The organism is Bradyrhizobium sp. AUGA SZCCT0283 (genome assembly GCF_018130385.1).
In the GTDB taxonomy this organism is placed as follows: Bacteria; Pseudomonadota; Alphaproteobacteria; order Rhizobiales; family Xanthobacteraceae; genus Bradyrhizobium.
The window spans coordinates 161,934-187,221 of sequence record NZ_JAFCLU010000004.1 but is presented as its reverse complement, the minus strand read 5'-3'; the positions used below and the strand labels follow the sequence as shown (position 1 = coordinate 187,221).

Sequence of the window (25,288 nt, the reverse complement as noted above, 5' to 3'; positions counted from 1 at the left end):
ATCCGCGGAGTTCGTCCATGCGTCTTCCCGATCGCGTCACGGGATTGTTTCTCGTTGGCCTCGGCGCAGCTGCCGCCTATGGCGGCTGGCAGTTGCCGCCGGTGCCCGGTCAGCCGGTCGGGCCCAACGTGTTTCCGCTGGTGATCGGAACGGGCCTCGCGCTGTGCGGCCTCGCGATCGCGTTCGGGATCGGCCACTCCTTCGAAGAGGAAGAAGAGCTCATTCCGGTCGAGGGTGGCCAGCCGCCGCCGCCGACCGGAAAGTTTTACGGCCTGCGCGCCCTGCTCCCGCCGGCCCTGCTTCTGTTCTATGTGGTGGTCGCCGACCGGCTTGGCTTCATCATCACGGCAGCGCTGATCGTGTTCGTCACATCGACCGCACTCGGCGCAAGGTGGAAGCTGTCGCTGCCGCTCGCCGTATTGGCGCCGATCGGCATTCATCTGATTTTCTCAAAGTTGCTGCGCGTGCCCTTGCCGGCCGGGCTGCTGCCGATGCCCTGGTGATTGATGCTGAAAACCCTGATTGATGCCTTCGCGCTCATTTCCACCTGGGAAGTCATCATCGCGATGTTCGCGGCCTCGATCTATGGCCTCGTCATCGGTTCGCTGCCGGGTCTGTCGGCCACAATGGCAACTGCGCTGCTGGTCCCCGTCACCTTCTATCTGTCGCCGATCGCCGCCATCGCCACCATCGTGGCGGCCTCCTCGATGGCGATCTTCTCCGGCGACATTCCAGGCGCGCTGCTGCGCATCCCTGGCACCCCCGCCTCCGCGGCCTATGCCGACGAAGCCTACGCCATGACCCGCAAGGGCGAGGCTGAACTCGCCCTCGGGGCCGGCGTCTGGTTCTCCGCCGTGGGCGGCATCGCGGGCACGCTCTCGCTGATGATCCTGGCGCCGCCGCTCGCCGAAATCGCGCTGTCGTTCTCGACCTTCGAATATTTCTGGCTGGCGTTCCTCGGCCTGATGTGCGCCACGCTGGTCGCGCGCTCTTCGCCGGTGAAGGCGATCGCCGGCATGTTCATCGGCCTGCTCGTCTCCTGCATCGGCATCGAGAACCCCGGCGGCGTACCGCGCTTCACATTTGGGATGACAGATCTGTTCGGCGGCATCGAGCCGATCCCGGCGCTGGTCGGCGTCTTTGCCGTGGCGCAGGTGATGCGCGCGATGCTGACGCCGGAACCGCCGCCGATCCCGCGCCGCAAGTTCGGGAGCATCATGGCGGGCCAGTGGCGGCTCACCAAGAAATATCACTGGCAGATGACGCGCGGAAACATCATCGGCATCATCATCGGCGTGCTGCCGGGCGCCGGCGCCGACATGGCCGCCTGGGTCAGCTATGCGATGTCGAAACGCTTCTCGAAGGAGCCGGAGAAGTTCGGAACCGGCCATGTCGAGGGCCTGGTCGAAGCCGGCGCCAGCAACAACGCCAGCATCGCGTCGGGCTGGGTGCCGTCGCTGCTGTTCGGCATTCCCGGCGACACCATCGCGGCGATTGCGATCGGCGTGCTCTACATGAAGGGCCTCAACCCCGGCCCGACGCTGTTCACCGAAAAAGCGTCGAGCATGTATGCGATCTACCTGATGTTCATCATCGCCAACATCATCATGATCCCGTTCGGCATCGTCATGATCCGTCTGGCGAGCTATGTGCTGCGCGCGCCGCGTTCCAGCGTCATGCCCGTCATCATGCTGTGCTGCGCGGTCGGCTCGTTTGCCATCGGCAACAACATGTTCGGCGTCGTGACGGTCGCGACCTTCGGGATCATCGGCTATGTCATGGAGGAGAACGGCTATCCGGTCGCCGCGATGGTGCTCGGTATCGTCATGGGCACCATGGTGGAACAGGCCTTCGTCACCTCGCTGATCAAATCCGACGGCAGCATTCTGCCGTTCTTCGAGCGGCCGATCGCCGCGATCCTCGCCGCCATGGCGATCGGCGCGCTGATCTGGCCGGTGCTGGTCTGGGTGTGGCGGCGCCTCAAAGGCGGGGCGCCCGCCGCCGCGTCGGTGCGCTGACGGACTGTGCAGGGCCCCTCGCCTGCACGGCTCGACCGTTGTAAACCAAGGCATGATCCTGCCGAAGAATGCCTCCCCCGATATCGGGAAACTCGCCAAAGAACTCCGCTCCGGCCACCGCGCGGCGCTGGCGCGGGCGATTACGCTGATCGAAAGCCGGCGCGGCGACCATCAGGCGGCGGCGCGCGATCTGGTGCAGGCCTTGTTGCCCGACACCGGCAAGGCGGTCCGCGTCGGCATTACCGGTTCGCCCGGCGTCGGCAAATCCACCACCATCGACGCGCTCGGCATGTTCCTGATCGAGCGCGGCCACAAGGTCGCCGTGCTCGCGGTGGACCCCTCCTCGGCCCGCACCGGCGGCTCGATCCTCGGTGACAAGACGCGGATGGCGCGGCTGGCGAATTCCGAAAGCGCCTTCATCCGGCCCTCGCCGTCGTCAGGCACGCTCGGCGGGGTCGCCGCCAAAACCCGCGAGGCGATGCTGCTGTGCGAGGCCGCCGGCTTCGACGTGGTGCTGGTGGAAACCGTCGGCATCGGCCAGTCCGAGACCGCGGTCTGCGACATGACCGATTTCTTCCTGGCCCTGATGCTGCCCGGCGCCGGCGACGAATTGCAGGGCATCAAGAAAGGCCTGGTCGAACTCGCCGACATGATCGCGATCAACAAGGCCGACGGCGATAACATCAAGCGCGCCAATCTGGCGGCGGCCGAATACCGCGGCGCGCTGCATATCCTGAGCCCCCGCTCGAAGCATTGGCATCCACCGGTGCTGACCTATTCGGCGCTGACCGGCACCGGCATGGACGCGCTGTGGCAGAAGATTCTGGATCACCGCACCGCCATGAACGCCTCGGGCGAGTTCGCCGCGCGACGGCGGGAGCAGCAGGTGAAATGGATGTGGTCGATGCTGGAGCAACGGATGATGGCCCGCCTGCGCGCCGACCCCGCGATCCGCGCCAAGGTGAAGAAGACCGAGGCCGAGGTCGCCGACGGCCGCATCACGCCGGCGGTCGCCGCCGAACAGATCGCGGAGTGGCTGCGGTGAACGAAAAACTTCGCATTCTCGTCACCGGCTTCGGCCCGTTTCCGGGTGCGCCCTACAATCCAACGCAGCCGCTGGTGGCGCGGCTGACGCGGCTGCGGCGTCCCGCCTTCGCCAACGTCGAACTGTCCAGTCATATCTTTCCGGTGACCTACAGGGCGGTCGACCGCGAATTGCCGATCGCACTGACACAGCACAAGCCGCATGCGCTCCTGATGTTCGGCCTCGCCGGCCGCACCGGATACGTCCGGGTCGAAACCCGCGCTCGCAATGCCGTCACCATGCTATGGCCCGATGCCGCGCAAACCCGCGCCCGAAAAGGATCGATCGCGGACGGCGCTGACGCGCAAAGATTCGGCCCGCACACCGCGAAACTGCTGCGTGCCGCCCAGGACACCGGTCTCGACGCCCGCGCCTCGCGCGATGCCGGCAGCTATCTCTGCAACTATTTGAGCTGGCGCGCGATCGAGGCGGTGAATGCCGACAACGGCCCGCGCCTCGCCGCCTTCGTTCACATCCCGCCGCTGGCGCGCGGAGGTGCACTCAGGCGCAAGGGTTTTTCGCGCATTACGCTGGAAGAGCTGGTCGATGCCGGCGAAGCGATGCTGATGGAGATGGTGAGGCTGGCGCGAAGGGCGGACCAGACTCTTTGTCGTCCCTGCGAAAGCAGGGACCCATAGCCACCGTTGCCAATTGTGAGAAAAGCCGTCTGTCATTGTGCCCCTTCCAAGGGCCGCGGCGTATGGGTCCCGGCTCGCGCTTCGCTTGGCCGGGACGACATCGGTTGAGTATCGTACCCAACATTAACCCTACCCCGAACAATCGCCGCCTTTCTTCCCGGTCTTCACCATGCCCGGCCGCAATTTCGCGATACCTATGAAGGCGGAAATGCCGCGACCTGCATCGCGCGAGGGCCATTCAGCATGGACATGAACCGCCGCCATCTCATTGGAGGATCCGCCGCCGGCGTGGCAGGCGCACTTGCGATGTCACCGGAGCCGGCGCGCGCGGCGCCCCTCACCTCCACGTTCGGGCGCGACGCCACGCAGTATGGCGTGCGTCCCGGCAGCCCCGATGATCAAACCGCGAAACTGCAGCGCGCCATCGACGAAGCTGCGCGCGCGCAGGTACCGCTGGCGCTGCCGCCAGGCACCTACCGCACCGGCATGCTGCGCCTTTCGAACGGCACGCAACTGGTCGGCGTGCGCGGCGCGACCAAACTCATATTCAGCGGCGGCGCCTCGATGCTGCAGAGCGAAGGCGCCAACAATGTCGGCCTGACCGGTATCACCTTCGACGGCGGCAGCATTCCGTTGCCGACGCGCCGCGGGCTCATGCATTGCCTCGGCGGGCGCGACGTCCGCATCGTCGACTGCGAAATATCGGGCAGTGGCGGCAACGGCATCTGGCTGGAGCAGGTCTCGGGCGACATCTCCGGCAACATCTTCACCAAGATCGCGACTACCGCGGTGGTGTCGTTCGATGCGCTGGGCCTGATCGTCGCCCGCAACACCATCACCGATACCAACGACAACGGCATCGAGATCCTGCGCACGGCGATCGGCGACGACGGCACGCTCGTTCTCGACAACCGCATCGAGGACATCAAGGCCGGCCCCGGCGGCTCCGGGCAATATGGCAACGCCATCAATGCCTTCCGCGCCGGCAACGTCATCGTGCGTGGCAACCGTATCAAGAATTGCGACTACTCCGCGGTGCGCGGCAATTCGGCCTCGAATATTCACATCACTGGCAACAGCGTCAGCAATGTCCGCGAGGTTGCGCTCTATTCCGAATTCGCATTCGAAGGCGCCGTGATCGCCAACAACACCGTCGATGGCGCCGCCGTCGGCGTCTCCGTCTGCAATTTCAACGAAGGCGGACGCATCGCCGTCGTGCAGGGCAACATCATCCGCAATCTGCTGCCGAAGCGGCCGATCGGCACCGCACCCGACGACGACGCCGGGATCGGCATCTATGTCGAAGCGGATTCATCCGTGACCGGCAACGTGGTCGAGAACGCCCCCTCCTTCGGCATCATCGCCGGCTGGGGCAAATATCTCCGCGATGTCGCCATCACGGGCAACGTGATCCGCAACGCCTTCGTCGGCGTCGGCGTATCGGTGCTGCCCGGCGCCGGGACGGCGCTGGTCAACAACAACATGATCTCGGAAACCCCGCGCGGCGCCGTGGTCGGGCTCGACCACGCTCGTACCATCACGACCGACCTGTCGGTCGAAGGCGCCCAGCGTTACGCGCAGGTGGTGGTCGGGGGCAATGCGGTGCGGCGCTAGTTCGCGTCCCTCCCCGCCCGGCTACAGCGTGTTGCGCAGCAGCGGATAGCGTTCCTTCATCGTGTCGAGATCGAGCGGCGGCAACGCCATTTCGTCCAGCGCCGGCGCGTCGGGCACGGACGGCGCTTCGTCCGCGACGGCAAGCCGGCTTTCGAGCGCGACCAGAATATCAGCGGGAATATCGCGCAGTGGCGCAGCGACAATCGGTGGCGGTGTCACTGCAATCGGCGCCGGTTGCGGCTTCAGGTGCACAACCGGCTGACGGTACCCCACATCGCGCGGCAGCGCCGTCGTTCGCCGGCGGCCGACCCAGGACATGTCGATCGCTGTGCTTTCAAGCGAAGCTTCGCGATTCAACAGGTCACGCCAGGTTTCGACGGCGGCCTTGGCTTCCTGGATGTTTTCGAGAAATTCGCGTTCGGTGTGATAGCGGCGCCAGCGCCCGCTCTCGAACAGTTCGGTGAGGTGTTCCAGCCGTTGCTCGGCAAGGTTGCACCAGCGCGCAACGATGTTGCGGCCGCGAGCCACGTCTGCAGGAAGTGCCATAAGTCAGCCCGTAAGAGAGAGACGGACGCAGACGCTACCGAGACGAATCAGTTGGATGTGACACGGATATTCTGTGGAAAACTTTCTCATTGTCCAGTGCTTGAAGCTACCGAGCGCGCAGCGATCGAAGAAGCCCGCACAAATACGGAGTTGTCAGCTCCATTCGCCGTCAAGCCGCACCGCAGCATGGCCGTGTTGCGAAGCGCGCCTCGATCATTTCGTCTGGGAAGACACGCGGAAATATCGCGCGCCACGCGGACGAACGGAAAGTCTGCGGCCGGTAAGCCCGCGCGGCGCCGCACGCGACGCATTCTTCCAAAAAACTGTGCCGGAAATGAAAGACCCGTCCGGGGGGACAACCGGACGGGTCAAGCCATATGGGCGCTTGGGGTGGATGGGCGCTCGCGCCGAATACAGCCAATGGGGAGGGATTACCGCTCCCACATAGATAAGTCGCAGCACCCTCGCCGAACGTTCAAAACGCCGGGCGATTTTTTTAACCCTGTCTTCGGGGTGATTGTCGCAAAAATCGCTGCGCAGCAGGCTATTTCGCGGCGTTTGCGGCCGATTTGTCCGACGCCATCGACGGCGGGGCGTCATTCAGTGCCCGGCTCACGGAAGCGTTATCGGCGGACGGGTCGAGCGCCGGCGTTTTTTCTCCCGCAGGCTTGCCTGAAACCGAGGCAAGCGGAACTGCCGACGCGGCGGTCGCCGCGGTGACCGCGGCAAAGGCGTCGGCCTCGCCTGCTCCGAACTGATCGTCGCGGCCGGGGCTGCCGAGATCGCGGGCGGTCTTCGTCAGGATCGCGCGAACATCGCCAGGTTTCAATGCAGGATTGCGCTCCAGCATCAGCGCCGCAACGCCGCTAACATAGGCGGCAGAGAACGACGTGCCCGACGTGATCTGATATTTTTCATCCGGCGCCGGCAGGAAGATATCCGCGCCCGGAGCGGATATCGCGATGTGGTTGCCCCGGTTCGACGCCGCAAACAGCTTTTCCTGCGCGTCGGTTCCGCTCACCGCAATGACGTTCGGATTGGCGGCTGGATAGAGCGGCGGCGATTTCGCCCCGGCATTGCCGGCCGCAGCCACCATCAGGATGCCACGGGCTGCCGTCGCGGCGATCCCGCGCTCGATCAGCGGATCCTTCGGGCCGGCAAAGCTCATGTTGATGATCTGCGCGCCATGCTCGGCCGCGTAGTCCAATCCCCTCAGGATTACATAGGACGTGCTCTCCGCGCCCTTCGATCCCGCGCCGAATGCGCGGATCGCAAGCAACCTCGCCTCCGGCGCGCTACCCATCAGCTTGGCGTGCGCGACGATGGCGCCGGCAATGCCGGTGCCGTGGACATGCGGACCTTCGCTGCTGCCGAGCGCGTCGAAACTGTCGGCGACCGAATTGGCGAGTTCGGGATGTTTGACGTCGACACCTGAATCGATCACCGCGATGGTGACGTTCATGCCGCGGGCGAGCGTGTGTGCCTGCGGCAGCCGAAGCTGGGCGACGGCGTACTGCGCGGCGTCACCCTCGATCGCAGGCTTCTTCGCATCCTGCAGGAAGTGACGGAAATTGAACTGCACCGAACGCACGTTGCCGTCGGCCGCGAGTTCGCGGCGCACCGTGTCCGCCGGCCGCCGGTCGACGATGCGGAACAGGCCGATGGTGCCGCCAAGCAGCGGGAAACTCTGCGAGGCGATGCGCTCCAGGCCATGACGCCGCGCCAGTTCATCGGCTTCGGCGGTGGATAACGCGCCGTCGATTTCGGCGACGAGTTCGTTCTGGACTGCGCGCAGATTGATCGCGGCCTGCGCGTTGTTATTGCGCGATCCGCCATTGCCCTTCTTGGCCGAGGTGCCGTTGCCGCCGCCGGCCGACATGACCGGACGATCGAAGCACTCGCCGTCGGGACCGCGAAACGCATTCTGGCAGGCCGGATAGAGGTTGGGCGAAAACCGCGCGTAGGGCAGCGTCGATTGCACGCCCCCCGGGCGGACTCGCAGGGTCGAACTCATGGTGCCGATCCGGGACGGCGGCGTCCGTGCGACGGTATCGGCGCGCACGACTGGCCGGGCCGCGATGGTCGGGTTGATCCGCGGCGTTACCGTCGGGTTGATGGTAGGCACCCGCGATCCGACATTGAGATTGGGGGTGCGCATGATGCTTTGCGCATGAACCGCCGAGGCTGCGAAAGCCATCAATGGCAGAAACGCCGCCGACACGATCAATGCCGCGCGGCGCGTCTTCATCAGCCAATTCGGGCCATCGTGAACCATGGAACCTCGGCCTTCCCGGGGCGCGCCGGCAGCCTCTTAAGGCGTTGCCACCGCAAGGCTGACGATCTTCTCGCGCTGCAGCCTGGCAATCAGGCCAGCGGCTTCGTCCTTGCTCATGGCCTTGTTGCCGAACTGCAGCCGGAACATGCCGCCCTTGGCGCCGTCGACGATCGAGGCCTGGTAATTATCGAGCAACGTGGTGATGTCGGCGATACGGGCCTCCGGCGCAAACCGCACCAGCGCGCGCGTCGGCGCGCCGCTGCTTGCGAGATCGCGCGTGATGGGCGCTGCCGACGGCTCGTTCATGCTGAGCGAGGCAGTCTGGAACGAAGCGGTCTGGTTCTTCATCAGCACGGCGCCGATCACGCCGGCCTGCAACAGCAGCGCCACGGCACCGAGGCTCGCCGACCAAGCCAGCGTGCGCGGCGAAAGCCTTGCGAAAAATTCCGATATCCGGGCGGACAGGCTGACCGAAAGCGATGGCTTGCGCACGGGCTCTCCGTCGATCGCGGCAAACAGCTTCGCCATGGCGCGCGCGGACGGCGCACCCAGGCTCTCGTTAAGGCTGATCGTCTCGGCATATTCTTCGCGGATGACGGCGTATTGCCGGGCCAGCTCGGGATCGCTGGCGAGCGCGTCCTCAACGCGGCGTGCATCGCGCGTGCTCAAGGTGCCGGCCGCGTGAAACGGCAACAGCATCTCGATTTCGCTGGGCTCGTGATCCAGCATTTTTTTGCTCGCCGCCATCATGGCCAACCTCGCTCTATACCGGCTGCCTTCAGCAACTCGGCCAATTTCTTGCGCGCATAAAACAGGCGCGTCTTGACGGTGTTCTCCGGAATACCGACGATTTCGGCCACCTCTTCCACGGACTTCTCGTGGTAGTAGACGAGATCGACGATCTCCCGATGCTCTGGCGAAAGCGCCGTCAGGCACTTGCGCAACGCTTCACCCGTATCCTTCTTCTGCACCACCACTTCCGGATCGTCGGACGTATCCTCGATCGCGTTCGCGGTCTCGTCATCCAGTCCAACGTCCTTGCGGCGCCGAAGTGCCGAAAGGGCCTTGAAGCGCGTAATCGCCAGGAGCCAGGTGGTAACGGCGGATCGGCCTTCGAACTTGCCGGCCTGGCGCCACACATCGAGGAAAACCTCGCTGATGAGATCTTCCGCGATCTGCTCGTCCCTTACGAGCCGAAGCCCGAAACGGAACACCCTGACATGGTGCCTTCCGTAAAGCACCTGCATGGCGAGCCGGTCGCCTTGAGCGATCCGAGCGATCAGAATTTCGTCTGAAGCCGCCTGTGCCGCGTTCAATGGCCGTCTCGCAAAGTTGGTCTGACGGGAGAGGCCGGCGGTTCGATGTGAATGGTGAGATTCTTCACATTACGGCAATGTCCGGATTGCATGTGTGACCTACCCCACAGACGGACATAACCAGGCCATTTTCCCGGCAAGGACGAGCTGAACCCCAGAATTGGTACCATAATACGGAAACACTTTCTTAAAGACGCGCCACCCCGGGACCTTAGCAAGGCTTCGCCGGCAGGGCAGCACCTGCTTCGCGCCCGGGTTCCCGCGCAAGCGGTTCCGCACTATCGGAATCCGGCAGATTTCCGTTGCGAAACAGTGCAATGGCAGGGTTTTAACGGACCCGATTCGACTTCAAAAGATACCAAACCTAAAGGCTTTATTCCCTAAAGTTTCGTCCAGCATACTCCAATAGCGACGGGACATGAGCAGCGCGGCATCATTGCTTCAGGGGCAAGGCTCCCACAGGACGACCGCGCCGGTCCGACTGCCGCTGGAAGTATTGAAGCGCCGGGCCGGCCAGCGCCGCCAAATGCTGGCCGTGCAAGGCGTCAGCTACGCGCTGATCACCTCGGTGCTGCTGGTCTATTGCTACGCCGGCACCGTCCCGATGATCATTCCGTCGGCCTATTTCCTTTCCGGCATCGGACTGGTCTCGGTCTTTGTCGTGTTGTCGGAAGCCCACTTGAACGACCAGTTCGAAGACCACTATCTGACCATCTTCCAGGTCGGCGGCCACGTCGCGCTCCAGCTCTGTTTCCTGCTGGCGGCGCCCGAAATCGGATTTGCCTTCCTCAGCGTCGTATTCCTGATTTTCGGATTCGGCGCGCTGCGGATGACGTCGCGGCAGGCCATCATCACGTGGACGCTCACGATGATCGGCCTCGCCCCGATCTTTCTGCTCACCAGCACGCCGATCGGCCTGCCGGTTGCAACCCCGACCGAACGTGTCGCCGCGATGCTCTCCTACGTCCTCACGATCGGTCAATGTGCCTTCGTGGGGCTGTACGGCAGCACCATGCGCAAGATGCTCTACGACCGCAGCTCCGAACTCAAGGCAGCCTACAAGCGGATCGAGGAGCTGGCCGAACTCGACGAGCTGACGGGAGCGTCCAACCGGCGCTGCATCATGCGAATGCTGGAGGAGGAGATCGCCCGCGCGACCCGCTGCGGATCGTCCTGCTCCATCGCGCTGATCGACCTCGACTGGTTCAAGCGCATCAACGACGCCTACGGCCATCCGACCGGCGACGAGGTGCTGCGGACATTCTCGATCACCATGTTCGCCAACGTCCGCAGCGTCGACCGATTCGGCCGCTATGGCGGCGAGGAATTCCTGCTGGTGCTGCCCGATATGGACGCCGGCGAGGCCATGCGGGCGCTCGACCGGTTGCGCGCCATTATTGCCGATCTCGACTGGAGCGCGTTCGCGCCGGGCATGAGGGTGACGATGTCGGCAGGCGTTGCAGCGCTGAATCCGAACGAGACGTCAGATACATTTCTCGCGCGTGCCGACAGCGCGCTTTACGCAGCCAAGGCGCAGGGACGCAACCGCATTACCAGCGCCTGATCCGACATATTTCAGCTCCGGCGGCGGAGAAGCCGCCGCCGGTTTTTGCTCCAGGACAGAGTCATGATTTCGAAAGCCGCCAAGTCTTCCTCTCCCGGATCTCCCTCTCCCGGAAGTCTGCTCGATGAACTGCAGTCCACCCTTGCGCATGGCACCGTCGCGCGCCGGGTAGAGACCCTGCGCCGCGTAACCGATCTCTTCATCAACGGCGCGGTGGACTATTCGGACGAACAGGTCAGGCTGTTCGACGATGTCTTCCAGTGCCTGATCGACCACATCGAAACCTCGGCCAAGATGCTGCTGGCCAACCGTCTTGCCCCGATCGACACCGCCCCGCCGCTCACCATCCGCGCGCTTGCTTTCGATGATGTCATCGAGGTGGCAGGTCCCGTACTGTCGCAATCGATGCGGCTCGACGACAAGACCCTGATCGAGAACGCGCGTAGCAAGAGCCAGGCGCATTTGATGGCGATTTCGACCCGCAGGACCCTGAGCGGCGCGGTCACCGACGTGCTGGTCCAGCGTGGCAATGATGAGGTGATCCAGTCGACCGTGAACAATCCGGGCGCGGAGTTTACCGAGCGCGGCTTTACCCGCCTCGTCAGCCGCGCCGAAGGCGACGACAATCTCACGGCCTGCATCGGCCTGCGTCCGTCCGTGCCGCGGCATCTCTATCTGAAACTGCTTGCCAAGGCCTCCGACACGGTACGGCAGCGGCTGGAGGCCGCCAACCCGCAGCAGGCGGCTGAGGTGCCGACCGTGGTCAAGGAGGCAACGCGGCGCGCGCGCTCGGCGATCTCGACGATTACCAAGGACACTGCGATTGCGCACGCGCTGGTCAAGTCGCTGTACGAGGACGGCCGGCTCGACGAATCCGAGGTGGCGTCGTTTGCCGCGGCCGGAAAATTCGACGAGGCCAACGCCTCGATCGCGGCGCTCGCCAACGTGCCGGTGGCGATCGCCGAGAACATGATGATCGAAACCCGGGCCGAAGGCGTGATGATTTTGGCGAAGGTCGCAGGGCTGTCGTGGGTGACGGTCAGGACAATCATCAGGATGCGTGACGAACTGTCCGGCACGGAGCTGACCGATCTTGCCGCCTGCCAGGACACCTATGAGCGGCTGCGGCCGTCGACGGCGCAGCAGGTGCTGCGCTTCCACCGCATGCAGCAGAATACGCCCGCCACGCTCGTGCCTAGTACCTGAGCAGCTTCGCTCCGATGAGCGCGCCGATCGCCGTCACCAGCGCGGTCGCGATCGTGTACCAGGCCGCCACGAAGAGCGGTGAATCGTCCGTGCAATGCGAGGCGTAGAGCGTCGCCGCCAACCCCGCCGACAACAGCCCCGCGATGGCGCCGGCGACCGCCGGCCGCGCCGGCGCGCCGTGACGCAGGCCGATCAGCGCACCGGCCAAAATCGGCAGCGACAGCGCCGGGATCGCCGTCATGCAAACCCAGGAATTCTTGCCGACCAGCCGCGTCATCATCGGCAGCCGTTGCTGCACCATCATCTCGCCACCGATACCTGCGGCCAGGATCCCGACCGGGGCCAGCAGCAGCCAGCCAAAGCCGCGCAGCGAGGCTTCCGGCCGCGACAAATGCAGGCTGACGGCAATCGCCGAGATCGCCAGCGCAAGCGTCACCGCGAACTTAAGGTCGAAGAACGGGTTGCGCATCGCAACCATCACGTCGGGCCTGATGCCGAGTTCGGTAAAGAACATCAAAAGCGAGACCGGCGCCGCGGCCAAAAGCGCCAGCATCAGCGCAAAGCCGACGGGGCGCGCCCGGTGCGTATTGTCGGCCGCTAGCGTTCGAATGAGCTGATCGGTATCCATTCTCACTGTTCCCGTAGCTTCGCCGTCAGGCTGGCCAGCCCGCGGTGCAGCGCCACCCGCACCGCGCCCTCCGTCATCGAAAATTTCGCGGCGGTATCCTTGATCGAGGCGCTGTCGACCGCGATCGACTGCAACACGTCGCGCTGCCGCGCCGGCAGCGTCTGAAGCTGGGCGGCAACCTCGCTCGCCGAGGCGGTCGCGGCCGGCGCTTCGCCTGGCAGTGTCTCGGCGAAATCGTCGATGTCGACGAAAATGCGCCGGCCGCGGCGGCGCAACGCATCGATCAGCTTGTTGCGGGCGATCGCAAACAGCCATGGGGCAAATGGGGCGGTGACGTCCCAGGTGTGCCGCTTCAGATGGACCGCCAGTAAAATGTCCTGCACGATGTCCTCGGATTGATCGACCGGTTGCCCCGCACGCGCCAGACCGCGGCGCGCCGCGGCCCGGAGCACCGGCGTGACGGCCCTGAGCAGGCGATGATACGCCGCACTGTCGCCTGCGATGGCCAACCGCATCAGGCCGGTCCATTCATCATCCCGTTCGCGCAAGAGCGCTCCTACCCTGCAATTCGGCCGATCTTTCAATTTGTTACGTCAGGACGATATGATCACGAAGTCGTGATCGGAAGTCCGGACGCAGAAGACGCCATCGCAACCGGCCTGCCGCCCCCGGTCGGGAATCGGGACGGCCAGCTGCGCTGACGGCAGGCTCATAACATTGATTGCACAGGCCCGCACCCGGTGCAGTTCCGCTGGAGAAGTCCGCGCCGGCAAAAATGCCCGCCTGCACACGTCCGCTGCAACACCATTGCCCAGCTTTTGCCCGGTGTTGCCCGAAGATTCCCTTTTTCCGCCGTGCTGTGGACACCGGGCGGGGTCTTTTTTCGCGAATGGGCGGCGGCCAATGGGGAGATACTACATGACGATCAAAGCCAGCGCGCGATCGGCCATGATTTTCGCAGCAGGACTTTTGGTAAGTTTCGCAGGACCACCGCCGGCGATGGCCGCCGGTACCGATGTGGACAGCGCCGCCGTTTCCAAATCGGAGAGTGCGACGTCCGGCAAGTCCGTCAGGCAGGGTTCACGTTACCTGAAGAAGCGCTACGCCCATCGCAAATACACGCGCGCGGCATCGAAATCCGACGAGAGCAAGAAAGCCGACGAAAAGCGGGTCGCTGACGCGAGCGGCGCCACCACGCCCGCGATGCCGGAATGGCTCGCCAACGCCAACGCGCAAATGACGGCAGCCGATGCGGCCCCCGATAGCGCCAGGGGGATGTCGGCGGCAATGTCGGAGAAGGCCAACACGGTCCTGCAGGCGGCGGTGGACAAGCCGGCTGACGCGGAAGCGCCGGCCGATACCGCCGCGGTTGCCCCTGACCAGCTCAACGAGGCCGACCGGACGCTGCAGCTGCAGGAGGCCCCCTCCACGCAGACGGTCGCGTTGGCCTCGGCCAAACCGGCAGCGGAGAGCCCCGGTCAGGCGGCGAACAACGACAGTTCCACCCTAGACAAGACCTCGCTGATCGGAAAGATCTTCATCGCCTTCGGCGCCCTGCTGACGATGGCGTCGGCCGCGCGCATGTTCATGGCGTAGCGGGACGCTACAAGGCGCGTCCACAGGCCGCCTCCCGCCCTGCCCCACTTGAAGCCCACCCCGGCAGCGGGCACATTGCCCGCAAATCGGCTACCCGGGGTGGATCATGGCGACGTTCGAATACATCATTGTCGAGAGCAAGGGCGCGGTCGGCATCATCACGCTGAACCGGCCAAAAATGCTCAACGCGTTGTCGTTCGGCGTGTTTCGCGAAATCGCGGCGGCCGTCGACGACCTCGAGGCCGACGACAAGATCGGCTGCATCCTGCTCACCGGCAGCGAAAAGGCGTTCGCCGCCGGCGCCGACATCAAGGAGATGCAGCCGAAAAGCTTCATCGACATGTTCTCCAGCGATTTCGCCGCGATCGGCGGCGGCCGCGTCGCCACTTGCCGCAAACCCACCATCGCGGCCGTCAGCGGCTATGCGCTCGGCGGCGGCTGCGAGCTCGCCATGATGTGCGACATCATCATCGCCTCCGACACCGCAAAATTCGGCCAGCCGGAAATCACGCTCGGCACCATCCCGGGCATCGGCGGCACCCAGCGGCTGACGCGCGCGATCGGCAAGTCCAAGGCGATGGATCTGTGCCTCACCGGACGCATGATGGATGCGGCGGAAGCCGAGCGCTCCGGCCTCGTCAGCCGCGTCGTGCCGGCGGACAAGTTGATGGAAGAAGCGCTCGCGGCCGCCGAAAAGATCGCCTCGATGTCGCATCCCGCTGCGGCCATGGCCAAGGAGGCTATCAACCGCGCGTTCGAGACGCCGTTGTCAGAAGGCATGAATGTCGAGCGCAACCTGTTCCACTCGACCTTTGCGCTGGAAGACCGCTCCGAGGGCATGGCGGCGTTTATCGAGAAGCGCAAGCCGGTGAACAAGAACAGGTAATACCGTCATTGCGAGCGAAGCGAAGCAATCCAGAGCCACGAAGAAAGTGTGGATTGCTTCGTCGCTACGCTCCCGTGCGCAAACGCTTCGCGTTTGTCGCAGGCAATGACGACAATCGGCGCTACCCCGCCCGGCTCCGCGCCAGCGCCGCGTTGACCAGCGCGCGATAGGCGCGTTCGGCAAACGTTGTCGGGCGATCGAGGCCCAGCCGTGCCAGGCATTCCCGCTTCGAAGCATCCGGCGGCTGTGTCATCCCCTGCCACAGCAGCCCGGGCAACAGCAGCGGCGTCCGCTGCGCTTCCCGCAGCAACTGCAGCGCCGGGATCAGCCGTTGCTCGACCTCGGTAAAGTCGCTGCCGAAAGGGAATGACGGCAATAGCCCCGCATCGCGCGCGGGCCTCAGGGCCTGCGCAATCCGTTCCGGAAAATTCTCGCGATGGGCGAGCGGAATTTCAAAATTCTTCGGCAGCTTGCCGGCATCTTTAGCCTGCAGCACAAGTTCGGGCTGAATACGGGAATCCGCGATCTGCAGCATTGCCGCGATCACGTCGGCGTCGGATTTGCCCCTGATATCGGCGACGCCATATTCGGTAACGATGACATCGCGCAAGTGCCGCGGAATGGTCTCATGACCGTAACTCCAACGGATGTTCGAATGCGTCTTGAGACGGCCATGCCGCGTCGCCTCGATCGTGAGAATCGAGCGCGCGCCCTGCAGCGCGAATGCTTGCGCCACAAAATTATACTGTCCTCCGACGCCGCTCACGACCTGGCCGTTCTCAAGGCCGTCGGAAATTACCGCCCCCATCAAGGTTGCCATCATCGCATTGTTGACGAAGCGAGCATCGACCCGGGCGCGTCGCTTGGTCTCCTCATCGCCATAGAGTTCGTTGGTGAAGGATACCGGCATCATCTGGATCCGGGCGATTTGTTCGGCCGTCATCTCGCGCAGCGCACGATAGAATGATTTCGGCCCAAGAAAGAACGCGCCGTGCAGCACGACGCCATCAACCTCGCGCTTGAGAATGCCGGCGTCGATCAGGTACAGAAACGCCTCGGTCAGCATTTCGCTGATACCGTAGAGACCCTTTTCGAACGACCCGGTTTCCGGCACTGCGAGCGGTTCTGATCCGGGCATTAGCCGCTTCATAATGTGGTGAAACTGCGCATTATTGCGGTGACGAAGGATCAGCGCCCGCGCCAGCGCATCGCCGATCTGCCCGATCCCGATCTGCAGCGAACCGCCGTCGCGCACGAGGCCGGCGGCATGAAGGCCGATGGCATATTTGGTGTCGCTAACCGGCTCGGCCGGCGGCGCGAACAGCGGGAAATCCGTCTCGGGGCTGTCGAGCACCGCAGAGAATTCATCCGCCGGCAGATCGCCGGCGCCGGGCATGAACGGCAGTTCTGAATTGACCTGCGCGAAAACTTTGAATGAAGTGCGCCCCTCGGCGCGGGCGCGGAGCAGATCAAGCGTGGTGTCGGTGTTGCAACTGAGGCTGTAGCGCGTCACGCCATCGACCACGCGTTTCGCGACCAATTGGGTGACGACATTGAGCCCGCGCGTCAGCAGATAGGACGCCGCATGGGTATAGTTTGCGGAGATGTAATGCTGCTGCGCGAACGGCACGTGCAGCCATTTGCCGGCCAGGAAGAAGAACTCGATCACCTGGATGTTGGGCGGCAGTTCGCCGGCATGCAACGCATTCGCATAGGTCAGGTCGGGATAGCCGCCAAACAGGCGATCGATCACCGGACCGATAAAGCGCCGCTCGAGCAGGCCCGAGGGCCTCGGTTTTTCCAGCGTCAGCGCCGAAAACAAGGTGAGCTTGATCGAACGATCGGCGGCGGCGCGTGCGTACAGCGCGTTGACGACATGGTTGGCCTTGCCGAGCCCGAGCGGCAAGCCGACCACGAGGTTGGTTCCGACATCGCGGATAATATCCTCCGCGATCGCTTCGGGGTCGGAAAACTGCTTCGGCATCAAGTTGCGGACCCGGGCAGAGCTGAAGAGCCAACCGCCCTGAATCGGACGCCAGCCACCGAAGCTATAGTGCATTTGCCGCCGGACTTCGTCTGTGACGAACCGGCAACAGCCAAGCACCGAATGCAGTGAATTAATGTACTGATGTCGCGCGGCAGTTTGCCTGTGGCGGCGACGCCCCCTAAACAGGTAGATGCGCCGAGGCTGTCGGCGGGGGCGGACAAGCAATGCATGATCCGGAATGACGGGTGACCGGCATTCCCTGAAGATCATGCCCAAACAAGCAGATAGAGCGGGATGGCTCGAAGCAGGGTTATCACGTTCTTGTGTTGGCTACGGGATCAAATGACTGGGCGTGCCGCTAGGGTTGGCCACGTTGAAAGGCGGTTGCTTCGATCGGGCATTTGCCTTGCGGCGGCTTGCTTTGCGTTTGCGGCGCCGGCCGCGCATGGCGAAAACCTCCCCGAGGCGCTGACCAAGGCCTACCAGACCAATCCCCAGCTCAACGCCGAGCGGGCGCGCCAGCGTGCCACCGACGAGAATGTGCCGCAGGCGCTTTCCGGTTACCGGCCGCAGATTGTCGCGAGCCTCTCCGCCGGCCTGCAGGCGGTGCGCAACCTCCTGCCTGACAACACCATCCAGTCCGCAACCCTGAAACCCTGGACCATCGGGGTGACCGTCACCCAGACGCTGTTCAACGGTTTCAAGACCGCCAACAGCGTCCGCGTCGCGGAACTGCAGGTGCAGTCCGGCCGCGAAGCCCTGCGCAATGTCGGCCAGGGCGTGCTGCTCGACGCCGTCACCGTCTATACCAACGTGCTCGCCAACCAGTCGCTGGTCGAAGCCCAGCGCGCCAACGTGGCGTTCCTGCAGGAAACGCTCGGCATCACCCAGAAGCGTCTCAATGCCGGCGACGTCACGCCCACCGATACCGCGCAGGCCGAGGCGCGCCTGAGCCGGGGCCGCGCCGATCTGAACGCCGCCGAGGTCAACCTCGCCGTCAGCCAGGCGACCTATAGCCAGGTGATCGGCAACGCGCCCACCCTGCTCCGCCCCGCCGAAACCGTCGACCGCCTGCTGCCGCGCAGCCGCGATGACGCCACCGGGCTTGCCTTCCGCGAGCACCCGGCGGTGACGGCGGCCAGCTTCGACTTCGACGTCGCCACGACCACCATCCGCGTCGCCGAAAGCAGCCTGATGCCGACCATCACGCTGCAGGGCAGCGCCAGCCGCAGCAAGCAGTCGGATCAGACGCTCGGCACCTTCGGGACCGATCAGGCCTCCGTGAGCACCCAGCTCACCCAGCCGATCTATGACGGCGGCATGGCGGCCTCACAGACCCGGCAGGCCAAGGAGGTCGCCAGCCAGAGCCGGCTGGTGCTGGATCAGGTCCGCAACCAGGCCCGCACTGCCGCGGTCGGCGCCTGGGTCGCCAACGAAGGCGCCAAGATTGCGGTTACCGCATCCGAAGCCGAAGTCCGCGCCGCCACCGTCGCCCTGCAGGGCGTACAGCGGGAGGCAGCCGGCGGCCAGCGTACCACCGTCGACGTCCTGAACGCGCAGCAGGACCTGATTTTGGCCAAGGCCCGGCTGATCGGCGCGCAGCGCGACCGCGTGATCGCCTCCTACACCCTGCTCAGCGCCATCGGCCGGCTCGACGTCAAGAACCTCGGCCTCAACACGCCGGATTATCTGCCGGAGGTGCACTACCACCAGGTGCGCGACGCCTGGCACGGCCTGCGGACGCCGTCGGGGCAGTAGGTTGTATTTTCTCCCGGTATTAACCGGACGCTGATCATGTCGGGTATTTTCAGTCGCCAGCAACCCGCGTTGGCCTAAAACTCGTTCCGTTTCCGCCCCCCGTTTTGATCGATCGATTTTGCGAGGCCTCGTGGTTGCAAACATTCTGCGCTGGTCGGCCAACGGCTTGCTGGTCCTGGTCCTGTCCATAGTCCTTGTGATCACCTCATTTCGCCTCGCGGCGTCGATACGTGAAACCGGCACGCGCGTCGGACTGGCGCCGCGGACCGGCCATCTGGTGCCGACGCGCTCTGGAGGCGTGTTCGTGCAGGAGAAGGGTCCGGCGGATGGCATTCCCGTGGTGCTGTTTCACGGTACGGCGGCGTGGAGCGAGCTATGGCGGCATACCAGCGACGCGCTGGCCGCGGCAGGCTTTCATGTGATCGCCCTCGATCTCCCGCCGTTTGGATTCTCGGACCGTCCCGGCAGTTACACGCGGCAGGACCAGGCTTCCCGGATCAACGACGTGCTTGATACGCTGGAAGCCGCGCCCGCCATCATCGTCGGTCACTCCTTCGGCGCTGGTGCGGCGACCGAACTCGCGATGCGATATCCGGATCGGGCGCGCGCACTGGTGCTGGTCGATGCGGCGCTCGGATTGACGGCTGCGCCGTCGAGCGCGCCCTGGGTGATCCAGCCGCAATGGATTCGCGAAATCCTGGTGTCGCTGACCATCACCAATCCCGTGGCGACGCAAATGCTGCTCAAATCGCTGATCGCGAAGAAGGAGCGCGCGTCGCCGGAATATGTCGCGATCCTGCAAAGGCCGCTGATGCAGCGCGACAGCACGAGCGATATCGCCGACTGGCTGTATTATTTCCTCGGCTCCGACACACATGCCGCGAGCGCGGACCGCAATGCCTATGCGAGGCTGGAAGTCCCGGTCGCGATCCTGTGGGGCGACAAGGACAGCATTACCCCTGTCGAGCAAGCCCTCGATCTCCGAACGCTGCTGCCATCAGATACGGACCTGACATTGCTGCCGGGGCTCGGTCACATTCCGCAAATCGAAGATCCCGCCATGTTCGACGATGCCCTGCTCAAGACGCTTGGAAAACTCTAGACTGGGCAGAGATTCGACAAGTCTTACAGATCGCCGCCGGAGACATCATGGACCTCATCAGATTGTGCGCCTGGGGCTATGCCGCCCTGCTCGGCTTCGTGATTCTCACCGGCTACATCCCGACCTTCATCGACGCCAATGACATGATCTTCGGCCTGTTTCGCCGCACCTGGTACGCCGACGGGCTGCATCTCGTCTCGGCGCTGTGGGCGGCTGCGGCGGCGATCACCTCGCGCCGCGCCTCGGAATTGTTCTTTCAATTGTTCGGCGTGTTCTACTTTGCCGACGGCGTACTCGGCCTGCTCACCGGCAGCGGCTATCTCGACTTCGGCATCCTGATCAACGGGGTCCTCAACCTACCGCTCTCGACGCGGTTTTTCGCCAACGCCCCGCATCTCGGCCTCGGCGGCGTGGCGATCCTGATCGGCTATCTGCTCGCGCCGCGGACGCGGTCCGTCGCTCATGCTTAGGTGGCTGCGGCGTATCCTCGCTGTCGTCGCGATCCTGATCGCGCTGTCGGTGCTCGTGCCGCTAGCCTATATCGAGGGCACCTGCCGCCCCTCTTCCGGCGCCGCGGCGTCCGCCGCGCCGGCCGTCGTCCTGCCCGCGATCGATGAGCCGGGCTATCGGCGCAAACTGAACAACACCTTCTTCACCTTCCCCGAATGGTACATTGTCTATTCCTTCGAGGATTTCGGCCGCTTCCTCAATCGCTCCAGCGAAAGCCACTTCAACTATCTCGGTCATATCTTCGGGTTCTGGCAGAGCTTCTGCACCATCAACCGCGCGGTGCCCGCCACGGCAGAGTCGCTCACGGAGGTCAAGACCATGATCTACGTGATCGGCATCAGCTACTCCGCCGAATACGCGATCAAGGGGCTTTATGAACACACGATCGGGCGGGTGTTCGAATGGGTCAGGGGCGAGAAGCGCACGCCACAGGACGAGTTCGGCCACGCGGTGCTGCAGGATTATGCCGCGTTCCTCTACACCATCCCCTGGTACAAATATCCGTTTCGCGAAAAGCTCGACGGCCTGATGGCGATTTCGGCGCCAACGCCGAGCAGCTTGCGCAGTTGGGAGCGCGATTTCGCGCTCGGCGCGGAATATTTCGTCAAGATCGGCTACGCAGCGCTGATCCAGAAGGCGCTCGACGCCGGTGGTGACGAGGAGCCGCGCGACATCATGTTCGCGGTGGCGACGCTGCCGCCTTCGGTGTTGGCGAAAGAACCGCGCATCAAGCCGATCCGCCCGCTCAACGCACAATGGCAGCTGGTGCAGGCGCCGCGCTACAAGGCGCTGACCGAAATCCTGCAGGGCCTGCTGGACCAGGGTTTTGGCGTTGCGCAGATCGCGGGCAATCACGACATTCTCGTTACCGTGATTGCCCCCGACGCGGCCAAGCTCGACATCAAGGGTACGGCGGAGCTGTTTTCGCTGGAGCTGGATGCCCGGCCCGGGTTTCGCAGGGCCGGATTGAAAGCCAGGATCGACCGCCTCGTGGATATCAACCGCGAGCTCAAGGCCAGGGGCGCGAACATTGAGCACTTCTATGACTACTGACAGGCGTCAGCGTAGAGGTTTGCGATGGGGGCGAATTGCTGGCGCAATCGCCCTCATCATCGTCGGCTGGCTTGCGGTGGTCGTTGCGTTGACATTTGGTTCGGCTCCCGGCAAGTCAATGGCCATTGTCGGTCCCCCATCGCAGGCGCTGGCCGCCATCGCCAAAGCCAACGGCCGCATCCTCGCCTCGAACAATTACGTCACCATCGCGCGTTCCGACGATGCCGGCTTTGTCGTTCGCCTCTATGCGGCGGGTGCGTTGCTGGTATTGGATGCCGAACAAGCCGGTGGCTGTAGCGGCCTGCCGCCATCGCGCCCGGCTTCGTCATTGCGAGCGAAGCGAAGCAATCCATCGTTGGGTTGAGCAATATCTGGATTGCTTCGTCGCGGAGCCTGTCATCGGGCGCGCATGTGCGCGACCCGTTGGCTCCTCGCAATGACGGCAGCAGGCCCTACGATGCGTACTTCTGATAGAATGTGTTGGTGAACAGCTCGCTCGGATCGTACTTCCGCTTCGCCGCGAAGAAATCGTTGATCTGCGGATACGAGCGCTGCAACTGGTCACGCGAGTAATAGAGCTGGTAGGGCAGGAAAAACCGGCCCTTGTGCGCAATGGTGAGGTCGATCAGTTCCTCCGTCGCCTTCTTCATCCGCCGGTTGCCCTCTTCATCCGTGGTCTGGTTGATATAGAGCACCAGCGAGAACGCCGGTTCCGGCGAATAGGTCAGGAAATTGTTCTCCTGATGCACGACGCGCACCGATGCGTTCAACAGATTGGTCTTGTTGTCGGTCAGCACCTTGCGCATGCCGTCGACGAACGAGACGAACTGGCTGCGGGGGATGAAATATTCGTGCAGGATGTCGGTGTCGTTGGGCAGCGAGTTTCGCAGGTAAGGCACGGAATCGTGCATCGGGTCGTTGCGGTTGACGAGACAGGCCTCCGCCGATCCGATCGCCTGCGCGCGCGTCACCGTGCAATTTTCCATGCGATGCTCGATGTGCTTCTCGGACAGCCACTTCATTTCCTGGAACAGCGGGCCCTGCTTGGACAGATTGATGGTGAGCCGCCGCAATTTGGTGCCTGAGACCTCGCCGAGCGGCTCGCGCTTAAAATCGGTGCCGTCGACCTTGGTGTAGGTATAGAGCAGCAATTCCTTCAGGAACGAGCTTGGCGCGGTCGAGAGGTGGCCGTACATCAGGCCGATATTGGCGTCCTTCTCGATCTCCTTGGCAAACAGCGCCGGAAACTCCTTGTAGTCCATCATGCGGCGCCCGGTCTGGTAGACCAGATTGTCGGCAATATCGAGCTCGGCCTCGACGATGACGCCGAACAGGCCGTAGCCGCCGACCACGAGGTTGAACAGATCCTTGTTCTCGGTCGCCGATACCGTCCGCAACGAGCCGTCCGCCAGCATCACCTTCATCGACTTGATCGATTTGGCGAGCGCACCGGCCTGATGGTCCATGCCATGGGCGTTGACCGAGATCGAGCCGCCGACGCTGAAAATATCGGTCGACTGCATGGCGCGGACCGCAAAGCGCGGATGCAGCACGTTCTGGATGTCGTGCCAGGTCGCACCCGGCTGCACCGTGACCGATCGCGAACTCTCATTCAGCACGATCTTGTTGAAGCCGCGCATGTCGAGCACGATACCGCCCTTGCGGAAGGCGTGCCCGCCCATGCTGTGGCGCACGCCGGCGGTCGTCACCGAGAGCTTGTTGTCGCGCGCAAAGGCCAGCGTCTTCGCGATATCATCGACGCTGTGCACGTCGACCACGCCGTAGATTTCGGTCTTGTTGAGGCAGCTCGCATCATTGATGCTGCCGCCAAGCTGCGACCATTTCACGTCCTTGAGCGGCGCAATCGCCTTGATCCGCTCCAGATCGATTTTCGCCTGCTCGCCGCCGCCGACCGCCGGCCCGCAATCCTTTTCCCCGTTGGGATCGGCCGCCAGCGCCTGAAGCTTGCGATAGCTGTAAACGCCAAGCAGCACCACGACCACGGCAACCACCGACGCGCCGGTTTTGAATTTTTGTGAAAATTTTCGCATGAACTGATTCCAGGAGATGGGAGACATTCCGGGCGGGCGGATGATTAGTCAAATCGGAGCGCCTTCCTGTTCGATAGACCGGCTGCGTTACTGAACCGATAACTCGATGCCGCCGGAGGATGAGCGCCCTTCCCGCGCCTTACTTCTCCCGATAGTCTCCCGCGCCGACTGTATTCGATCATTTCGGCGGCGCGCAGGCAGCCCAGGGCATCGAGCAGCCGGGCTTTGCCGATCTGATGGAGCTGGTGAAATCGGGCAAGGCCCATGTGAAGATCTCGGGCGCCTACCGCGCCTCGAAGCTCGCCCCCGACTATGCCGATTGCATTCCGCTCGCCCAGTCGCTGATCGCGGCCAATGCCGACCGCATCATCTGGGGCACCGACTGGCCGCATCCGGATCCCGTCACCCCGCCTGACAAGAAGATCACCGACGTAACGCCGCTGTTCCAGATCGACGACGGCCGGCTCTTGAACCAGCTTCCGGTGTGGGCGCCCGACGCGGCGATCCGCAAGAAGATCCTGGTCGACAACCCGGTGCAGCTTTACGGGTTCTGAAGCCCGGCGCCCGACATCGCGGCCCGCTCAAGTCCGAGCGGGTCGCGGTCGCAAGTGCGCAGCCAGTTGCCGGCCTTGCGCAGGCCGCCGAACGGGAACAGGTGAAATCCCGCGATCGAAGCCGTTGCAGCCGCGGGCGCGCAGCGCAGTCCCCTGACGACATCGTCCGGACCGGTATCCGTCAGCAGCCGCCCGAACCGGCCGATCTGGGCTCGCAGCGCGCGCATGGAATTGCCGATGCCGCAGCGGAGCGCGAATTTCGTCAATGTCGCCGGCGTGGCCGGACCGGCCAGGCCAACGATGACGGGCAGATCGATGCCGGCGCGATCGAGTTCAGCGATCCATTGCAGGATCGGAGTGCTCTCGAAGCAGAATTGCGTGACGACATCGACAGGTGTTTTCGTCTGCCGTCCCCAGTCGCGCCAACCGCCTAGCGCTTTCATCGCGTCAGGCAGTTCGAGGAACGGATGGCCTTCGGGATGACCGGCCACACTGACGGAAGCGATCCTATGCGCCTCGATCAATCCGCTGGCGCAGACATCGCGCGTCGATTTGAACGGGCCCCGCGCAGCCGCCACGTCGCCCGCGATCAGGAGAATGCGCGACACACCGGCCTCGCCCCGCGCCCGCGCCAGGAAATCATCGAGCGCCTCCCGCGAGGCCATTTCGCGGGCGGCGATATGCGGCACCGGGTTGAAGCCGGCCCGGCGCAGCGCGGTAGCCGTTTCGACGTTGTGCCGATAACTGTCGCCGGGCAGGAACGTGATGGTGACATCCGTGTCGGCAGCGAACTGCTCGCGCAGTTCCGCGACCTGATGCCCGCGCGAGGAGATTTCGACGGAGGCCGACGACAGCAGCGCGGCCAGTCTGGGGGATGACGGATCGGCGACGGTCACGGGGGC

At 64.0% G+C, this 25,288-nt stretch carries 23 protein-coding genes and 1 pseudogene; 15 read left to right on the top strand and 9 right to left on the bottom strand.

Translation table 11 applies throughout. The annotated features are described in order from the left end of the window. Positions 1-17 precede the first annotated feature (17 nt). From JQ624_RS08225 to JQ624_RS08205, 5 genes are all read left to right on the top strand, one after another. Positions 18-503, top strand: a complete 486-nt coding sequence (locus JQ624_RS08225; protein WP_212418362.1) for a tripartite tricarboxylate transporter TctB family protein — start codon at positions 18-20, stop codon at positions 501-503. A 3-nt stretch (positions 504-506) separates the two neighbouring features. Continuing rightward, entirely contained in the window at positions 507-2,018 is a 1,512-nt protein-coding gene (locus tag JQ624_RS08220) for a tripartite tricarboxylate transporter permease (RefSeq protein WP_212418361.1), read from the top strand. Between the two features lie 52 nt (positions 2,019-2,070). After that, positions 2,071-3,063, top strand: a complete 993-nt coding sequence (gene meaB / locus JQ624_RS08215) for a methylmalonyl Co-A mutase-associated GTPase MeaB (RefSeq protein ID WP_212418360.1) — start codon at positions 2,071-2,073, stop codon at positions 3,061-3,063. Next, on the top strand, positions 3,060-3,740 hold the full coding sequence (locus JQ624_RS08210) for a pyroglutamyl-peptidase I (RefSeq protein ID WP_212418359.1): 681 nt from the start codon (positions 3,060-3,062) through the stop codon (positions 3,738-3,740). Before meaB ends, JQ624_RS08210 begins: the two co-directional genes overlap by 4 nt. A 243-nt stretch (positions 3,741-3,983) precedes the next feature. Then, entirely contained in the window at positions 3,984-5,354 is a 1,371-nt protein-coding gene (locus JQ624_RS08205; RefSeq protein WP_212418358.1) for a TIGR03808 family TAT-translocated repetitive protein, read from the top strand. Between the two features lie 21 nt (positions 5,355-5,375). Here JQ624_RS08205 and JQ624_RS08200 read toward each other — a convergent pair whose 3' ends face one another. From JQ624_RS08200 to JQ624_RS08185, 4 genes are all read right to left on the bottom strand, one after another. Continuing rightward, positions 5,376-5,900 (bottom strand): TIGR03809 family protein, encoded by a 525-nt coding sequence (locus JQ624_RS08200; RefSeq protein WP_212418357.1) that lies wholly within the window; start codon positions 5,898-5,900, stop codon positions 5,376-5,378. 544 nt (positions 5,901-6,444) lie between these two features. Further along, the gene (locus tag JQ624_RS08195; RefSeq protein ID WP_409334304.1) at positions 6,445-8,148 is read right to left on the bottom strand and encodes a S8 family serine peptidase; all 1,704 of its coding nucleotides are present in this window, start codon (positions 8,146-8,148) and stop codon (positions 6,445-6,447) included. Between the two features lie 63 nt (positions 8,149-8,211). Beyond that, positions 8,212-8,925 carry a hypothetical protein gene (locus JQ624_RS08190; RefSeq protein ID WP_212418355.1) on the bottom strand — a complete coding sequence of 238 codons (714 nt, stop codon included), beginning with the start codon at positions 8,923-8,925 and terminating at the stop codon, positions 8,212-8,214. Further along, positions 8,922-9,491, bottom strand: coding sequence for a sigma-70 family RNA polymerase sigma factor (locus tag JQ624_RS08185; protein ID WP_212418354.1), 570 nt, complete (start codon positions 9,489-9,491; stop codon positions 8,922-8,924). Before JQ624_RS08185 ends, JQ624_RS08190 begins: the two co-directional genes overlap by 4 nt. 418 nt (positions 9,492-9,909) lie before the next feature. Between JQ624_RS08185 and JQ624_RS08180 the strand changes: the two genes are divergently transcribed. Together JQ624_RS08180 and JQ624_RS08175 are read left to right on the top strand one after the other, a co-directional pair. Further along, positions 9,910-11,055 (top strand): GGDEF domain-containing protein, encoded by a 1,146-nt coding sequence (locus tag JQ624_RS08180; RefSeq protein WP_212418353.1) that lies wholly within the window; start codon positions 9,910-9,912, stop codon positions 11,053-11,055. 63 nt (positions 11,056-11,118) lie between these two features. Next, complete coding sequence (locus JQ624_RS08175; protein ID WP_212418352.1) at positions 11,119-12,261, top strand: DUF2336 domain-containing protein; 1,143 nt, start codon at positions 11,119-11,121, stop codon at positions 12,259-12,261. Here JQ624_RS08175 and JQ624_RS08170 read toward each other — a convergent pair. Both JQ624_RS08170 and JQ624_RS08165 read right to left on the bottom strand, forming a co-directional pair. Beyond that, a complete protein-coding gene (locus JQ624_RS08170) occupies positions 12,251-12,889 on the bottom strand; it encodes an NrsF family protein (RefSeq protein WP_212418351.1) in 639 nt (212 codons plus the stop codon). The two genes, JQ624_RS08175 and JQ624_RS08170, sit on opposite strands and share 11 nt — an antisense overlap. Positions 12,890-12,891: 2 nt before the next feature. Then, positions 12,892-13,437, bottom strand: a complete 546-nt coding sequence (locus tag JQ624_RS08165) for a sigma-70 family RNA polymerase sigma factor (protein WP_212418350.1) — start codon at positions 13,435-13,437, stop codon at positions 12,892-12,894. Between the two features lie 370 nt (positions 13,438-13,807). Between JQ624_RS08165 and JQ624_RS08160 the strand changes: the two genes are divergently transcribed. Then, entirely contained in the window at positions 13,808-14,485 is a 678-nt protein-coding gene (locus JQ624_RS08160) for a hypothetical protein (RefSeq protein WP_212418349.1), read from the top strand. A 106-nt stretch (positions 14,486-14,591) separates the two neighbouring features. Then, complete coding sequence (locus JQ624_RS08155) at positions 14,592-15,371, top strand: enoyl-CoA hydratase (RefSeq protein WP_212418348.1); 780 nt, start codon at positions 14,592-14,594, stop codon at positions 15,369-15,371. 121 nt (positions 15,372-15,492) lie between these two features. Here the strand turns inward: JQ624_RS08155 and JQ624_RS08150 are convergent, their stop codons facing one another. Continuing rightward, on the bottom strand, positions 15,493-17,355 hold the full coding sequence (locus JQ624_RS08150) for an acetyl-CoA hydrolase/transferase C-terminal domain-containing protein (RefSeq protein ID WP_212418347.1): 1,863 nt from the start codon (positions 17,353-17,355) through the stop codon (positions 15,493-15,495). A gap of 345 nt (positions 17,356-17,700) precedes the next feature. On the opposite strand from JQ624_RS08150, the gene JQ624_RS08145 reads away from it, so the two are divergent. From JQ624_RS08145 to JQ624_RS08125, 5 genes are all read left to right on the top strand, one after another. Beyond that, positions 17,701-19,116: a TolC family outer membrane protein gene (locus JQ624_RS08145; protein ID WP_212418346.1), complete on the top strand. Its 1,416-nt coding sequence runs from the start codon at positions 17,701-17,703 to the stop codon at positions 19,114-19,116. A gap of 130 nt (positions 19,117-19,246) precedes the next feature. After that, positions 19,247-20,218: an alpha/beta fold hydrolase gene (locus JQ624_RS08140; RefSeq protein WP_212418345.1), complete on the top strand. Its 972-nt coding sequence runs from the start codon at positions 19,247-19,249 to the stop codon at positions 20,216-20,218. 47 nt (positions 20,219-20,265) lie between these two features. After that, entirely contained in the window at positions 20,266-20,688 is a 423-nt protein-coding gene (locus JQ624_RS08135) for a hypothetical protein (RefSeq protein ID WP_212418344.1), read from the top strand. Continuing rightward, on the top strand, positions 20,681-21,781 hold the full coding sequence (locus JQ624_RS08130; RefSeq protein WP_212418343.1) for a hypothetical protein: 1,101 nt from the start codon (positions 20,681-20,683) through the stop codon (positions 21,779-21,781). The genes JQ624_RS08135 and JQ624_RS08130 overlap by 8 nt, the downstream gene beginning before the upstream one ends. Positions 21,782-21,899: 118 nt before the next feature. Next, positions 21,900-22,145, top strand: coding sequence for a hypothetical protein (locus JQ624_RS08125; RefSeq protein ID WP_212418342.1), 246 nt, complete (start codon positions 21,900-21,902; stop codon positions 22,143-22,145). Positions 22,146-22,233: 88 nt separating this feature from the next. On the opposite strand, the gene JQ624_RS08120 is transcribed toward JQ624_RS08125, so the two are convergent. Beyond that, positions 22,234-23,832 carry an FAD-binding oxidoreductase gene (locus JQ624_RS08120; protein ID WP_212418341.1) on the bottom strand — a complete coding sequence of 533 codons (1,599 nt, stop codon included), beginning with the start codon at positions 23,830-23,832 and terminating at the stop codon, positions 22,234-22,236. A gap of 155 nt (positions 23,833-23,987) precedes the next feature. Here JQ624_RS08120 and JQ624_RS08115 point away from each other — a divergent pair. Further along, positions 23,988-24,386: pseudogene (locus JQ624_RS08115) on the top strand (amidohydrolase family protein); the annotation flags it as partial. Here the strand turns inward: JQ624_RS08115 and JQ624_RS08110 are convergent. Continuing rightward, entirely contained in the window at positions 24,374-25,282 is a 909-nt protein-coding gene (locus JQ624_RS08110; protein WP_212418340.1) for a methylenetetrahydrofolate reductase, read from the bottom strand. The pseudogene JQ624_RS08115 and the gene JQ624_RS08110 overlap by 13 nt on opposite strands. Positions 25,283-25,288 lie beyond the last annotated feature (6 nt).